Source organism: Streptococcus cristatus ATCC 51100 (assembly GCF_011612585.1).
Classification (GTDB): domain Bacteria; phylum Bacillota; class Bacilli; order Lactobacillales; family Streptococcaceae; genus Streptococcus; species Streptococcus cristatus_H.
Genome location: NZ_CP050133.1, coordinates 613,448 through 629,359 on the forward strand (window position 1 = coordinate 613,448; position 15,912 = coordinate 629,359).

Below are 15,912 nucleotides of genomic sequence, written 5' to 3' on the forward strand. Positions count from 1 at the left end.
TTCCTCAATTTTTTGGTATAATAAAAGTCACGCAAATACTAGAAAATAGAAAGAGAGTGGCATGCCAGATTATTTATCGGTTTCTACTTTGACCCGTTATCTGAAGATGAAGTTTGACCGAGATCCTTATTTGGAGCGGGTTTATCTGACAGGTCAGGTCTCTAATTTTCGCAAGCGTCCCAATCACCAGTATTTTTCCCTCAAGGATGAGAAGGCAGTGATTCAGGCGACTATCTGGTCAGGTGTCTATAAAAAGCTTGGTTTTGAACTAGAAGAGGGCATGAAGGTCAATGTCATTGGTCGTGTGCAGCTCTATGAACCAAGTGGTTCCTATTCGATTGTCATTGAAAAGGCCGAGCCAGACGGCATTGGCGCCTTGGCTGTTCAGTTCGAGCAGCTCAAGAAAAAACTGGGAGAAGAAGGTCTTTTTCAAGATAAATTTAAACAAGCCTTGCCTCAATTTCCTAAGAAAATTGGGGTGGTGACCAGTCCTAGTGGAGCTGTCATCCGAGATATCATCACGACAGTCAGTCGCCGTTTTCCTGGCGTGGACATCCTGCTTTTTCCGACCAAGGTTCAGGGCGAAGGAGCTGCTGCCGAGGTGGCGACCAATATTCGTCGAGCCAATGAGCGGGAAGATTTGGATGTTTTGATTATTGGTCGGGGCGGCGGATCCATCGAGGATCTTTGGGCTTTTAATGAAGAAATCGTCGTACGAGCTATATTTGAGTCCCAGATTCCGATTATTTCCAGTGTGGGCCATGAAACGGACACGACGCTGGCTGACTTTGTGGCAGACCGACGAGCAGCAACTCCCACAGCAGCAGCTGAATTGGCAACGCCAGTCACCAAGCTGGATCTTCTGGGGCATTTGAGTCAGCAGCAAAATCGTCTGGCAAATGCAGCTTTAAATCGTCTGGCTTACCAGCGGGAACGCTTGGACAAGCTGGCTTCCTCTGTTATTTTTCGGCAGCCAGAGCGACTTTATGATGGCTATCTGCAAAAGTTAGACCAGCTTAATCTGCGTTTAAAGCAAAAAATTCGCGAATATTATAGTGAAGAAGTCCAACAGGTCAAGATTCTCCAGCATCGCTTGGAGTCTCTGTCACCTCTGCGACAGGTGCAGCGCTATCAGGAGCAGGTTCACCAGCAAGAACGCTTGTTGCGTAGCAATATGGCGATTATCTATGACCATAAGGTGGCTGAAGCCAAGCGGCTGTCAGATGCGCTACTCATGCTGGATACCAGTCGCATTGTAGCGCGGGGCTATGCTATTATCCAAAAAAATGAAACAGTAATCGAGTCCAGTCAGGATATCAAGGAGAAGGACCAGCTGACCATTCTCATGCGGGATGGTCAAGTCCAAGTTGAGGTAAAAGATGTCAAAAGACAAGAAATTTGAAGAAAATTTAGCTGATTTGGAAGCTATTGTCCAGAAGCTGGAAAATGGGGATGTGGCCTTGGAAGAGGCAATCGCTGAATTCCAGAAGGGCATGCAGCTGTCTAAAGACTTGCAAAAGACGCTAGATCAGGCAGAAAAGACCTTGGTCAAGGTCATGCAGGCTGATGGCAAAGAAACGGATATGGAATGACAAGAGAGTTTAAAATCAGGCAAATTGGCCTGACGATTCAAGATTTTTATCAGGTCAAGGAAGTGTCAGCGGATTTGACTGAGACCATTCTCTATTCTGTCGAGGCTGGTGGCAAGCGGATCCGCCCTCTCTTGCTTTTGGAGTTGCTGGAGGGATTTGGTCTGGAATTAACTCCCGCTCACTTTCAGGTGGCAGCAGCTCTGGAGATGATTCACACTGGCAGCCTGATCCATGATGATTTGCCAGCTATGGATAATGATGACTACCGCCGAGGCCGTCTGACCAGCCACAAGAAATTTGGGGAGGATATGGCCATTTTGGCTGGAGATTCTCTCTTTTTGGATCCTTATGGGTTGGTGGCAATGGCAGAGCTCCCTAGTCAGGTCAAGGTGGAGCTGATAGCAGAGCTGTCTCTGGCGGCTGGCTCCTTTGGTATGGTGGCTGGGCAGGTTTTGGATATGCAGGGAGAAGGCCGCAAGTTGACCATGGATCAGCTCCAGACCATCCATGCCAATAAGACAGGTAAGCTCTTGGCCTATCCTTTTGTAGCGGCTGGGATCATTGCTCAGACTGGTCAATCAGTTCTAGGGAAGCTTCGTCAGGCGGGAGAGCTCTTGGGTTTGGCTTTTCAGGTGCGGGATGATATTTTAGATGTGACGGCTAGTTTTGAGCAGATCGGTAAGACACCGCAGAAGGATCTGGCGGCTGAGAAATCAACTTATCCAGCCTTGCTAGGCTTAGATGGAGCCAGAGACTTTTTCGATGAAACGCTGGAACAAGCAAAAAGCCTGCTGGAGCAACTAGAAAAAGAAAGTGATTTTTCAGCGGAAGAAATTCAAAAAATAATAGAAAGTTTGAGACTGGATGGCTAAGGAAAGAGTGGATGTACTGGCCTATCGACAAGGCCTCTTTGAGACCCGAGAACAGGCCAAGCGTGGAGTGATGGCTGGTCTGGTCGTGTCACTTGCGAATGGAGAGCGCTTTGATAAGCCAGGTGAAAAAATCGATGATGGAACAGAGCTCAAGCTCAAGGGAGAAAAACTTAAGTATGTCAGTCGGGGCGGCCTAAAATTAGAAAAGGCTTTGCAAGTCTTTGGCCTTTCGGTGGCAGAACGAGTGGCCTTGGATATCGGAGCTTCAACTGGAGGATTTACCGATGTCATGTTGCAGGCGGGAGCACGACTAGTCTATGCTGTTGATGTCGGCACCAACCAGTTAGCCTGGAAACTCCGCCAAGACGAACGGGTTGTCAGCATGGAGCAGTTCAATTTTCGCTATGCCGAGCCAGCTGATTTTAACTTTCGGCCCAGCTTTGCCAGCATTGATGTCAGCTTTATCTCGCTTAGCTTGATTTTGCCGGCCCTCTATCAGATTTTAGAAGAGGGAGGTCAGGTCGTGGCTTTGATCAAGCCTCAGTTCGAGGCTGGCCGCGAGCAGATTGGCAAGAAGGGGATTATCAAGGACAAGAAGGTTCATTTGGCGGTGCTGGAAACCGTGACAGCCTCTATGCTGGAAGCGGGTTTTTCAGTCAAAGGATTGGATTTTTCTCCGATTCAGGGTGGGCATGGCAATGTTGAATTTTTAGCCTTTCTGGAGAAAAGTGAGCAGCCGAAAAATGACTTGGAGCAAGACTTAGTTGCTGTCGTAGAGGCAGCCCACAAGGAATTTAAAGATGAAGAAGAAAGATAGATTAGAGAAAATCAGACGATTTGTCAGTGAATTTGAGATTGGTACCCAAGAGGAAATTGTGGAACATCTCAGGGAATCTGGAATTACAGCGACACAGGCAACGGTTTCACGAGATATCAAGGAGCTAGGGATTGTAAAAATCCCTTTTAAAGATAATACCTATATCTATGATCTTCCCAAAACAGCTACCAATAGTCTGAAGCTGGCTGAAAATAATATTTTGGCCTGTCAAAATCTAGGAAATATGCTCAATCTCAATCTGGTGCCAGGGAGTGCGGCGGTAGTCAAGCGCCATCTGAGTAAAGAATTTGCTGAGGAAGTTTTCAGCATCATTGCGGATAATGACAGTATCCTAATCGTTGCAGTGAGTGAAAGTGCAGCCCAAAAAGTCACGGCTGAAATCAATAATTGGTAGGAAAGCCTATGTTATTAGAAATTTCAATTAAAAATTTTGCCATTATTGAGGAGATTTCCCTTAATTTTGAGCAAGGTATGACGGTTTTGACCGGGGAAACCGGAGCCGGCAAGTCTATTATTATTGACGCCATGAACATGATGCTAGGTAGTCGTGCGACGACGGATGTGATTCGCCATGGAGCGCCCAAAGCTGAGATAGAGGGACTTTTTTCGCTGGAAAATAGCCGAGCTTTGCGAGAGATTTTTGAGGAGCAGGGCTGGGAGCTGACCGATGAGCTGATTATCCGTCGGGAAATTCTGCAAAACGGCCGCAGTGTCAGCCGTATCAATGGCCAGATGGTTAATTTATCTGTTCTAAAGGCTGTCGGCCAGCACTTGGTGGATATCCATGGTCAGCATGATCAGGAAGAGCTGATGAGACCCCAGCTTCATATTGCCATGCTAGATGAGTTTGGCTCAGCAGACTTTTTGCATCTCAAAGGCCGCTATCAGGAAACCTTTGACCGCTATCGAAGCCTGCGTAAGCAAGTCCTGACTCTGCAGAAAAATCAGCAGGAGCATAAGGCCAGAATTGAGATGCTGGAGTTCCAGATGGCGGAGATCGAAAGTGCAGCCCTAAAAAGCGGTGAAGATACTGCCCTGCATCAGGAGCGAGATCGTTTGCTCAACCACAAGCTAATTGCCGATACGCTGACCAACGCCTATACTATGCTGGATAATGAAGACTTTTCCAGTTTGACCAATGTCCGCTCAGCTATGAATGACCTTGAGTCTATCGAGGATTACGATCCAGCCTACAAGGAACTGTCTGGTAGCTTGTCAGAGACTTATTATGTCTTGGAAGATGTCAGCAAGCGCCTAGAGGATATTTTGGATGGACTGGACTTTGACGGAGATCGGCTGCTGCAAGTGGAGAGTCGCTTAGACTTGATTAACAGCATCACCCGTAAATACGGCGGCCAAGTAGATGATGTGCTGGAATACTTTGCTCAGATTTCCAAAGAATACAGCCTTTTAACTGGCAGCAACTTGTCCTCAGAGGATATGGACCGAGAGCTGAAGACCTTGGAGAGAGAGCTGGTAGAGCTGGCCCAGGAGCTGAGTCAGGCTCGTCATGGTCTAGCAGCCCAGCTGGAAGCGGAAATCAAGCAGGAGTTGCAAGAACTTTACATGGAAAAGGCGCGCTTTAAAGTACAGTTCAGTAAGGGCAAGTTCAACCGTGAAGGAAATGAGCAAGTAGAGTTTTACATCTCAGCCAATCCGGGAGAGGATTTCAAACCTTTGGTGAAGGTTGCCTCTGGCGGCGAACTCTCCCGTCTCATGTTGGCTATCAAGTCAGCTTTTTCTCGTAAGGAAGGCAAGACCAGCATTGTTTTTGACGAAGTGGATACGGGCGTTTCTGGCCGTGTGGCTCAAGCCATCGCTCAGAAGATTTACAAGATTGGCTCCAACGGTCAAGTCTTGGCAATTTCCCATCTGCCGCAGGTCATTGCGATTGCCGATTATCAGTTCTTTATTGAGAAGATTTCGGATGAGAATTCGACCGTCTCGACGGTTCGCCTGCTGACGGCTGACGAGCGTGTTCAGGAAGTTGCTAAGATGCTGGCTGGTGAAGATGTGACGGAGGCTGCTTTGACTCAAGCCAAAGAATTATTAAAGAAATAAACAAGCGAGACTGAGACACTAGTGTTTCGGTCTCCTTTAGAAGGTGGCGCGTATGACAGAATATTTTGCAATTGGTGATGTCCATGGCAAGGCTGGCATGCTTGATGAATTGCTCCAGCATTGGGACGGTCGTAGCCAACTAGTCTTTCTAGGCGATTTGATCGATCGTGGCGAAGACAGCCGAGCAGTTTTGGAGCGGGTCAAGGACTTAGTGGACCAAGAAGGAGCTGTTTGTCTGTCTGGCAATCATGAGTATATGTTTCTGACTTGGCTGGACAATCCTGAAAAGTCTTATGACCACTATCGACGCAATGGCGGAGATACGACAATTAATTCGCTTTTAGGCCGGCCTCTCAATGCTCCTGTAGATGGAGTGGCAGACGCGGAACGTGTCAAGACGGAGGCGGTAGATTTAGTAGATTTTATTCGCCAGATGCCTTTCCTATTGGAGACAGAGCAGTACATTTTTGTCCATGCCGGCCTAGATTTGGAGCTGAAAGACTGGCGAGAGACCAGTGATTATCAAAAAGTTTGGATTCGCGCGCCATTTCATGAAGGCAGCAATCAGACTGGCAAAAGGATTGTCTTTGGCCATACACCGACATTTTACCTCTTGCATAAGGCACCGGGAACTGATCAGCTATGGATGACTGAGGATGGCAAGATTGGCATGGATGGCGGAGCTGTTTATGGCGGAGTCCTCCACGGAGTTCTCTTTGGTCATAATGGCATCATAGAGCAGTATGCGATTAGAAATGACGGTTTTGCTGCGGAGGACTGAGAAGCTGTCTACAAATGCCAAATAGTGTAACTTACCAGCATCTTGAATATTCCCTGCCGGTAGAAAGAAATCAAGAAGATTGAAGAAGTATAGCTAGCTATCTTTTTCAATTTTTTTTGGGTTGGATGAGATAATTTCTACTGAAAAAATAGGCGAATATCTATATTTATATAGGGTGAATTTGCTATCCTATAAGTAATCATAAACCCTTAAATAATAATTCAAAATATATGCAATTCCTCTTCTTTATGCTATAATAGTTATCGAAAAAGCAAAAAGGAGGAAAAGATGTTTTTCCAGGATAGAAAGATAAAGTATTCAATCCGCAAATTATCAGTTGCTACTGTATCACTTGCGATTGGATTTTTGTTTGCACCCGCAGCGATTGGAGCGGGTCAAGTAGCCCATGCGGATGAGCTTGTGGCTACAGCTCAAGTAGAAAATAAGTCAGAAAATCAAGTCTCGGTGGGAACTTCTGAACCAGCGAAAACAGAAACTCAAGAGACTGTCTCAGTAACGCCTTCTGCACCCGTGCAAGTAGAAAGTAAAGAGGCTATCACAACAACAGTTCCTGCGCCAGCACAGACAGAAACGCAAGGGGATAACCAAGCCTCATTGAAATCTGCTACGCCTGCTGAGACAGAGGCAAGTCAAGCGACAGATTCGACTATTTTTAAAAATGCTCAGCCAGCTACAGGCACAAGCCAACCAGCTGCAGCCACTGCTCAACCTGCTTCAGCAAATGCAAGTCTAAATAAGAGCGCTTTAGAGAACTACCTCAAAAACTTGCGCAGCAAGGACTTTTCAAGTAAGACAGACGATAGTCTAGAAATCTTGAATGGCGTAATGACGGCTGCTGATGGTGTGCTTCAAACTGCAACAAAGCAAGAAGAAATTGATAAGGTTTATCGCAATCTCGTGAACTTTGTCAATTCTGGTCTTCGTGATAAAAATCCGAAGTTCATCCCAGATCAGGATAAAACTCCTCGCTCAGCACTTTATGAGTTTGAAAGTGCTACACCAGGAAAAACAACTCCGCTTGCTCTGAACTACTTGAAGCCAGAAGATACAAAAATCTACAAAAAGGGCGATAAAGTAAAGGCCATCCAGCCAACTGAAACAACTTATGTAGAGTATGATGGAAGTGGTAGATGGACCTTTAAGGGCTATGACCATGATAGTCAGGTGATTGACAAAGATGATGTTTTCTTCACAGGTAAGTGGGAATTTACGCCGACACCATATAAGGCTACCTATAGAGCGGTTAATGGCTCACCTGGAAAAACTCCGCCATCTTATGTTGCAAATTGGAGTCCAGAAGATAGAAGAAGATTTGCTGAGGGTGAAGTAGTAAAAGCAAAAGAATTTCACTATGTTTTTTATACTTCAGAAGAATTTCCTAACCGAAAAGGCTATTGGGCTTTGACTGGCTTTGATGCTCCAAGTAAAGTGGCAAACAATGGCGATGTAGAGTTCGTAGGAACTTGGAAATACTTTGAGGATGTCACTGTATCCTACAAACCTATGAACCAGCACGATTTTGAGAATTTTTATCATTTACCAAGTAGTCCTAAGACCTCACGTGACGAATATAAATTACCTCTTCCTAAGGAGATAAAAGATCTAGAAAGTAGGCTATACGATTACAAGCTTTCTCTCAATCAGTTTGATGAACGCCATGAGTATTTACCTAAAGATATACTGGATACGGTAGCAGCCTTGCTTCGCTACGATGAAGCTCAAAATCTCTACAAACCCTTCTATGATGCGGAAAATGAAGGAAATTGGACCTTTGAGGAAGATGTAGTAGATTTAACCTTCAGTCGTGAACTAGAGCGGGCGGCTACATATGGGGAAATACCAAAAGTTACAATACCATTGGAGTTTGTATTTAAAGGGGTTCCTCGGAAACCGACTTATGAGTTTATCAGCGATAGCTCAGATAAGCCTCTTCCAGCGGAAATTAATAATTTGAAGCCAACAAATATGCCTGAATGGGAGTATGCAAAGAGAAAGCAATACCCGAAAGGTGAGATGGTTCAGTCTGTTAGACCGATTCAAGAGTCCTACTATGACAAAACTAACAAGGGTACCTGGACCTTTAAAGGTTACGATTTTAAAGAAAAGCCAGTGAGCGAGTGGGATCACAAAGGATGGAACCTTAAGTTCACAGGTACTTGGACTTTTGTAGCAGACAAGTATTCAGAAAACTATGAGTTCATCAGTAAGGATCCTAGCCTATCTCTACCAGAGGAAGTTAAAGCCCTAACGCCAAGTAATACAAATACCTATAATGATGGCGATACTGTAAATGCAGTAGCTCCCCTTAAGACGACCTACATGGACTTTGCCAACAAGGGAACTTGGAAATTTGAAGGCTATGACGCTGATAGTAAAGTGGTCAATAAAGATAAGGTCCTCTTTACAGGTACTTGGTCCTTCACACCACACAGAGATAAGGTTGTTTCCTTTAATTTTGTCAGTGATACTCCAGGGAAGACTATTCCTGATGATTTGAAGGCACAAATCCCTGCTCCTATCACGACATCTCCAGATGAGTATTCTGATAATGTCAAGAATGTCCTTCGCGATTTTTACACATACACAGATGAAGAAAATGATGGTACATGGGTTTCTAAGCAACCTGAGGAAGTGGAAAAGCCAACTGACGATGAGGACTCTACTTACACTCTCCACTGGACCTTTGAACCGACCAAGCGTAGTGTTTATTATGACTTCTATACAGATTCAAAAGATGATTCTGGTCAAACGATCTATCCGCCATCAACTTTGTATAATCTAATCACTTACGAAAGAGAATTTGTCAAGGGTGAAAAAGCTCGCGTTAAAATGCCATCTAAAACAAGATTTGAGGATCCTGATGGCCGAGGGACTTGGGTATTTGATGACTACTATGAAGATGATAATACGACTATTTCTCCACGTGTGAAAACAGTCGAGGCAGGAGACGTTATCTTTAGAGGGAAATGGATTTTGGTTCCTACCAATCAGTCTGATACGATCTATAGGGTAGAGTATAAATTTACTAACTCGACTCCTGCTTATCCTCTTCCAAATAAGATTCGCGATATGCTTCCAGCTGGCACTGATTTCGTTGGACGAGCTGACGATTACAAAGATGCAAGCAAGCTTGACACATCTACAGTAACTGTTCCGACAGGTACTTGGACTTTCCATGGTTTTGATACAGCTAAATACGGAAAAGCTATTGCAGGAACGAAAGTCAAAACCATAACTGGAACGTGGAGCTTTGAGCCAAATGGTGTCGACTATCAGTTCCAATCAACTAATCCTGATTTCGTATTACCAGATCATATCACCAAGTTGACTCCGAAAAACCCAATTGATTATAAGATGGGCGGTCTGTTCCTTACAGAAGTAGATGCTGAGCAACCAAGTGAAACGACTTATGTTGACACAGCAAACAAGGTAACTTGGACATTTGCAGGATACGATAAAGAAAAAATTGTTGTAGCAAAAGGCAGACAGACTTTCCTTGGAAGCTGGGTGCCTACTCCAAATCCAGAATATGTATTCAAATCTTCTGACGCGCGTGTTCCATTGCCACAAAGTATTTTGGGAATGCTGCCAAGTGATGAGGCTTCTTATAAGGTTGGAGACACCATTGTAGCCAAACAGCCTGCTAAAGAATCAGTAGTTGAAGAAGAAAAAGACTATGTCTGGACCTTCAAAGGTTACGATCAGAAGAATGCGGCCTATAATGGCAAGCGCGTGACATTTACAGGTATCTGGGAAGCAACGCCTAGACCGCATCATGTAAGCTATACTTTTGAAAGCGAAACGGCTGGTGTTGATTTGCCTGAATTTATCCAGAAGAAAGCACCAAAAGACAGCTCAAGCTATTACAACACGCAAAAAGTTGTACCAGAAGAGCCGACAACAAAGACTTACAAAGATGATGTGAATGATGGTACCTGGACTTTCGCTGGTTATGATGCCAAAAGTAAGATTGTGAAAAAAGCTGATTTGACTTTCACAGGTAAGTGGGCCTTTGAAGCCAACAAGTATCAAGCTACTTATCGCTTCGAGAGCGCAACAGCAGGTAAGCAACTTCCAGCAGCCATCGCAGCATTGACTCCAAGCGACAGTGCAACTTATGTGAATGGTGCCTCTGTTTCCGCTCAGCAACCAGCGCAAGCGACCTACACAGACACAGTGAACGATGGCACATGGACCTTCAAGGGCTATGATGCAGCTAGCGCCGTTGTTAACAAGGCTGATGTAGAGTTTGTAGGGAAATGGGCCTTTGAAGCCAACAAGTATCAAGCTACTTATCGCTTCGAGAGCGCAACAGCAGGTAAGCAACTTCCAGCAGCGATCGCAGCATTGACTCCAAGCGACAGTGCAACATATGTGAATGGTGCCTCTGTTTCCGCTCAACAACCATCTCAAACTACATACACAGATACAGTGAATGATGGCACATGGACCTTCAAGGGCTATGACGCAGCTAGCGCCGTTGTTAATAAGGCCGATGTAGAGTTTGTAGGAAAATGGACCTTCGAAGCCAAGAAGTACCAAGCTACTTATCGCTTCGAGAGTGAGACAGCAGGTAAGGCTCTTCCAGCAGCCATCACATCATTGACCCCAAGCGACAGTGCAACTTATGAGAATGGTGCCTCTGTTTCCGCTCAACAACCATCACAAACCACTTACACAGATAGTGTGAATGACGGCACATGGACCTTCAAGGGCTATGATGCAGCTAGCGCCGTTGTCAACAAGGATAATGTAGAGTTTATAGGTAAGTGGGCCTTTGAAGCCAACAAGTACCAGGCTACTTACAGCTTTGCAAGCGCAACAGCAGGTAAGCAACTTCCAGCAGGTATCGCAACGTTGCTTCCAAGCGACAGTGCAAGTTATGAAAATGGCAATACTGTTTCCGCTCAACAACCATCTCAAACCACCTACACAGACCCAGTGAATGATGGCACATGGACCTTCAAGGGCTATGACGCATCTAGCGCCGTTGTCAACAAGTCCGATGTTGAGTTTGTAGGGAAATGGGCCTTTGAAGCTAATAAGTACCAAGCAAGTTACCGCTTCGAGAGTGAGACGGCAGGTAAGCAACTTCCAGCAGGTATCGCAACGTTGCTTCCAAGCGACAGTGCAAGTTATGAAAATGGCAATACTGTTTCCGCTCAACAACCATCTCAAACCACCTACACAGACCCAGTGAATGATGGCACATGGACCTTCAAGGGCTATGACGCATCTAGCGCCGTTGTCAACAAGTCCGATGTTGAGTTTGTAGGGAAATGGGCCTTTGAAGCTAATAAGTACCAAGCAAGTTACCGCTTCGAGAGTGAGACGGCAGGTCAAGCACTTCCAGCAGCGATCGCAGCATTGACTCCAAGCGACAGTGCAACTTATGTGAATGGTGCCTCTGTTTCCGCTCAACAACCATCACAAACCACTTACACAGATACTGTGAATGATGGCACCTGGACCTTCAAGGGCTATGACGCATCTAGCACCGTTGTCAACAAGGCTAATATAGAGTTTGTAGGAAAATGGGCCTTTGAAGCCAACAAGTACCAAGTTACTTACAGCTTCGAGAGCACAACAGCAGGTAAGCAACTTCCAGCAGCCATCGCAGCATTGACTCCAAGCGACAGTGCAACTTATGTGAATGGTGCCTCTGTTTCCGCTCAACAACCATCACAAACCACTTACACAGATACTGTGAATGATGGCACCTGGACCTTCAAGGGCTATGACGCATCTAGCACCGTTGTCAACAAGGCTAATATAGAGTTTGTAGGAAAATGGGCCTTTGAAGCCAACAAGTACCAAGTTACTTACAGCTTCGAGAGCACAACAGCAGGTAAGCAACTTCCAGCAGCCATCGCAGCATTGACTCCAAGCGACAGTGCAACTTATGTGAATGGTGCCTCTGTTTCCGCTCAACAACCATCACAAACCACTTACACAGATACTGTGAATGATGGCACCTGGACCTTCAAGGGCTATGACGCATCTAGCACCGTTGTCAACAAGGCTAATATAGAGTTTGTAGGAAAATGGGCCTTTGAAGCCAACAAGTACCAAGCTACTTACAGCTTCGAGAGCACAACAGCAGGTAAGCAACTTCCAGCAGCCATCGCAGCATTGACTCCAAGCGACAGTGCAACTTATGTGAATGGTGCCTCTGTTTCCGCTCAGCAACCAGCGCAAGCGACCTACACAGACACAGTGAACGATGGCACATGGACCTTCAAGGGCTATGATGCAGCTAGCGCCGTTGTTAACAAGGCTGATGTAGAGTTTGTAGGGAAATGGGCCTTTGAAGCCAACAAGTATCAAGCTACTTATCGCTTCGAGAGCGCAACAGCAGGTAAGCAACTTCCAGCAGCCATCGCAGCATTGACTCCAAGCGACAGTGCAACTTATGTGAATGGTGCCTCTGTTTCCGCTCAGCAACCAGCGCAAGCGACCTACACAGACACAGTGAACGATGGCACATGGACCTTCAAGGGCTATGATGCAGCTAGCGCCGTTGTTAACAAGGCTGATGTAGAGTTTGTAGGGAAATGGGCCTTTGAAGCCAACAAGTATCAAGCTACTTATCGCTTCGAGAGCGCAACAGCAGGTAAGCAACTTCCAGCAGCCATCGCAGCATTGACTCCAAGCGACAGTGCGACTTATGTGAATGGTGCCTCTGTTTCCGCTCAGCAACCAGTGCAAGCGACCTACACAGACACAGTGAACGACGGCACATGGACCTTCAAGGGCTATGACGCAGCTAGCGCCGTTGTCAACAAGGCTAATGTAGAATTTGTAGGTAAATGGACCTTTGAAGCCAACAAGTACCAAGCTACTTACCGCTTCGAGAGCGCAACGGCAGGTAAAGCTCTTCCAGCGGCTATCACATCCTTGACTCCAAGCGACAGTGCAACATATGTGAATGGTGCCTCTGTTTCCGCTCAACAACCATCCCAAACCACATACACAGATACTGTGAACGACGGCACATGGACCTTCAAGGGCTACGACGCAGCTAGTGCAGTTGTCAACAAGGCAAATGTTGAGTTTGTAGGAAAATGGGTCTTTGAAGCTAAGAAGTACCAAGCTACTTATCGCTTCGAGAGCGAAACAGCAGGTCAAGCTCTTCCAGCAGCCATCGCCGCATTGACCCCAAGCGACAGTGCAACATATGTGAATGGTGCCTCTGTTTCGGCTCAACAACCATCCCAAACCACATACACAGATACTGTGAACGACGGCACATGGACTTTCAAGGGCTACGACGCAGCTAGTGCAGTCGTGAACAAGGCAAATGTTGAGTTTGTAGGTAAATGGGAATTCAAAGCAAATCCGAAAAATTCTGAAACTTATACGCCTCAGGTAACGGAAGAAATCATCAAGATTGGAGACAAACCAAACTTGATCGATAATGTGACGAACTTGCCAAGCCTTCCAGCTGGGACTAAGGTAGTCGATATCACGCCTGCGGGTCAAATAGATACTACAAAACCAGGTACTTATAGCGGTACAGTCCGTGTTGACTATCCAGATGGTTCTTCTACTGAAGTTTCTGTACCAGTTAATGTTTTGCCTGCACCGGTAACTGAAACCTATAAAGTGACTTACCGCTTCGAAAGTGCTACGGCAGACAATAACTTGCCAACAGAAGTATTGAGCTTACTTCCACAAAGTGGAACATATACTACAAGTTCTTCTGCAGCGATTGCTTTTGTTCCAGAAGCACCGATGCCTGTAGAAGTGGCTGCTGCAAATGGTACTTGGAAATTCCTGGGCTATGAAAAAGTGGAAGAGGAGACAAGTTTGACCTTCGTAGGTAAGTGGGCCTTTGAAGCGAAGCAAGTTCCTAGTCCTCAACCACGACCGGAACCAGCACCGCAGCCGAAACCAGAACCTCAACCAGAACCAGCGCCACAACCGCAACCGGTTCCGAAACCAGAACCTCAGCCAAGTCCAGTTCCACCAGTGACTCCAGAAGTGAAGCCAACTCAAGAGACTGATTCAGAAGCTAAAGTTCAAACGGATCAGTTGGCGAAGAAGCCTGAAAGCAAACCTGTTCCAAATGCTAAGCCAGCTGTTCCAACTCCTGCAGGAGATAAGACTAAACAAGCGACCTTACCAAATACAGGTAGCACTGCTCCAGTTTCAATCGCGGGAGCGACGACAAGTGCTCTTCTTGCGGGTCTAGGATTCATGATTCTTGGTCACAAGCGCAAAGATGATGAGGCTTAAAAGAGCATCTCTTTGTGTAAGCTTTGGCTAGTGCCTCAATCAACTAGTTAAGAGTCTTCTAAGTAGTGTTTGACTTAGAAGGCTCTTATTTTTCTGAGATTTATGGATTAAGCTAAGATTGATTCACAAAAATTTAGGATTTTTTGGTATAATAGACTCAATAATAGGATAAAAGTAGGGAAAATATGGCAAAAATTAAAATTGTGACAGACTCTTCGATTACGATTGAGCCTGAACTAGCAAAAGATTTGAATATTACGATAGTTCCTTTGACAGTCATGATTGACGGTGTAGTCTACTCGGATGCAAATTTGAAAGAGGGAGAATTCCTTCGGTTGATGAAGTCTAGTAAAAATCTACCTAAGACTAGCCAACCACCAGTTGGAGTATTTTCTGAGGTTTTCGAAGATTTGTCAGCGGAAGATGTCCAAATTATCTCGATTCACATGTCTCATGCTTTATCTGGCACTGTAGAGGCAGCTCGTCAGGGTGCTACCTTGGCTAAGGCTGATGTAACGGTTGTCGATAGTTCTTTCACGGACCAAGCGATGAAGTTCCAAGTCGTTGAGGCTGCTAAAATTGCAAAAGCTGGAGCGAATTTGGAGGAGATTTTAGAAAAACTTGAGGAAGTCAAAGCCAAGACGGAGCTATACATCGGCGTATCAACCTTAGAAAATTTAGTCAAAGGTGGTCGTATCGGCCGTGTGACCGGTCTGATTAGCTCGCTTTTAAATATTCGTGTCGTCATGCAGATGACAAATCATACCTTGACTCCTATTGTCAAAGGAAGGGGCGCTAAAACCTTCAAGAAATGGCTGGATGACTTGAAAGAGTCTCTGAAAGAGAAGGAAATTGAAGAAATAGGAATTTCCTATGCGGGTGGACCAGAATTTGCCAATCAAATGAAGGAAGAGTTACAAGAGTTTGTTGAAAAACCAATCTCTGTCTTAGAAACAGGTTCCATCATCCAAACTCACACTGGAGAAAATGCATGGGCCGTTCTAGTTCGCTATAAATAGAGTAAATTATTTGTAAAATGTCTGCTTAAGACTTGACCTAGGCGCTTTTTTTAGATATGATAATATCTGTTAGGGTTATTAACCCAGAAAAAAATTGGAGGATTTGTTAAATGGCTAACAAACAAGATTTGATCGCAAAAGTGGCAGAAGCTACAGAATTGACTAAAAAAGATTCAGCAGCAGCAGTTGACGCTGTATTTGCAGCAGTTACAGAATACCTTTCAAAAGGTGAAAAAGTTCAATTGATCGGTTTTGGTAACTTTGAAGTTCGTGAGCGTGCAGCACGTAAAGGTCGCAACCCACAAACTGGTAAAGAAATCACAATCGCAGCTTCTAAAGTTCCAGCTTTCAAAGCAGGTAAAGCTCTTAAAGACGCTGTTAAATAAGACAAAAATTAAAAGCCTACTGTATCAGCTTCCTAGCTTGTGCAGTAGGTTTTTTCTTATGTTTTGGTATAACATTAATCATCTGAACTTTCTAGAAGACATAG

Annotated in this window: 10 protein-coding genes; all 10 read left to right on the forward strand. The window is 45.2% G+C overall.

Annotated elements, in window-relative coordinates; translation table 11 throughout:
• Nucleotides 1-61: 61 nt before the first annotated feature.
• Nucleotides 62-1,402, forward strand: coding sequence for an exodeoxyribonuclease VII large subunit (xseA, locus tag HBA50_RS03145; protein WP_045501081.1), 1,341 nt, complete (start codon nucleotides 62-64; stop codon nucleotides 1,400-1,402).
• Nucleotides 1,380-1,592, forward strand: a complete 213-nt coding sequence (locus HBA50_RS03150; protein WP_045501082.1) for an exodeoxyribonuclease VII small subunit — start codon at nucleotides 1,380-1,382, stop codon at nucleotides 1,590-1,592. The genes xseA and HBA50_RS03150 overlap by 23 nt, the downstream gene beginning before the upstream one ends.
• On the forward strand, nucleotides 1,589-2,464 hold the full coding sequence (locus HBA50_RS03155; RefSeq protein WP_045501084.1) for a polyprenyl synthetase family protein: 876 nt from the start codon (nucleotides 1,589-1,591) through the stop codon (nucleotides 2,462-2,464). The genes HBA50_RS03150 and HBA50_RS03155 overlap by 4 nt, the downstream gene beginning before the upstream one ends.
• On the forward strand, nucleotides 2,457-3,281 hold the full coding sequence (locus HBA50_RS03160) for a TlyA family RNA methyltransferase (RefSeq protein ID WP_045501086.1): 825 nt from the start codon (nucleotides 2,457-2,459) through the stop codon (nucleotides 3,279-3,281). The genes HBA50_RS03155 and HBA50_RS03160 overlap by 8 nt, the downstream gene beginning before the upstream one ends.
• Complete coding sequence (locus HBA50_RS03165) at nucleotides 3,265-3,696, forward strand: arginine repressor (RefSeq protein WP_045501088.1); 432 nt, start codon at nucleotides 3,265-3,267, stop codon at nucleotides 3,694-3,696. Before HBA50_RS03160 ends, HBA50_RS03165 begins: the two co-directional genes overlap by 17 nt.
• 8 nt (nucleotides 3,697-3,704) lie before the next feature.
• Nucleotides 3,705-5,363 (forward strand): DNA repair protein RecN, encoded by a 1,659-nt coding sequence (recN, locus tag HBA50_RS03170; protein WP_045501090.1) that lies wholly within the window; start codon nucleotides 3,705-3,707, stop codon nucleotides 5,361-5,363.
• Between the two features lie 52 nt (nucleotides 5,364-5,415).
• Nucleotides 5,416-6,144, forward strand: a complete 729-nt coding sequence (locus HBA50_RS03175) for a metallophosphoesterase (RefSeq protein ID WP_045501093.1) — start codon at nucleotides 5,416-5,418, stop codon at nucleotides 6,142-6,144.
• Nucleotides 6,145-6,432: 288 nt separating this feature from the next.
• Nucleotides 6,433-14,403 (forward strand): SHIRT domain-containing protein, encoded by a 7,971-nt coding sequence (locus tag HBA50_RS03180; protein ID WP_166492629.1) that lies wholly within the window; start codon nucleotides 6,433-6,435, stop codon nucleotides 14,401-14,403.
• Nucleotides 14,404-14,588: 185 nt separating this feature from the next.
• Complete coding sequence (locus HBA50_RS03185; protein WP_045498438.1) at nucleotides 14,589-15,422, forward strand: DegV family protein; 834 nt, start codon at nucleotides 14,589-14,591, stop codon at nucleotides 15,420-15,422.
• A gap of 110 nt (nucleotides 15,423-15,532) precedes the next feature.
• Nucleotides 15,533-15,808: an HU family DNA-binding protein gene (locus tag HBA50_RS03190; RefSeq protein WP_005589527.1), complete on the forward strand. Its 276-nt coding sequence runs from the start codon at nucleotides 15,533-15,535 to the stop codon at nucleotides 15,806-15,808.
• The last annotated feature ends 104 nt before the right edge of the window (nucleotides 15,809-15,912 follow it).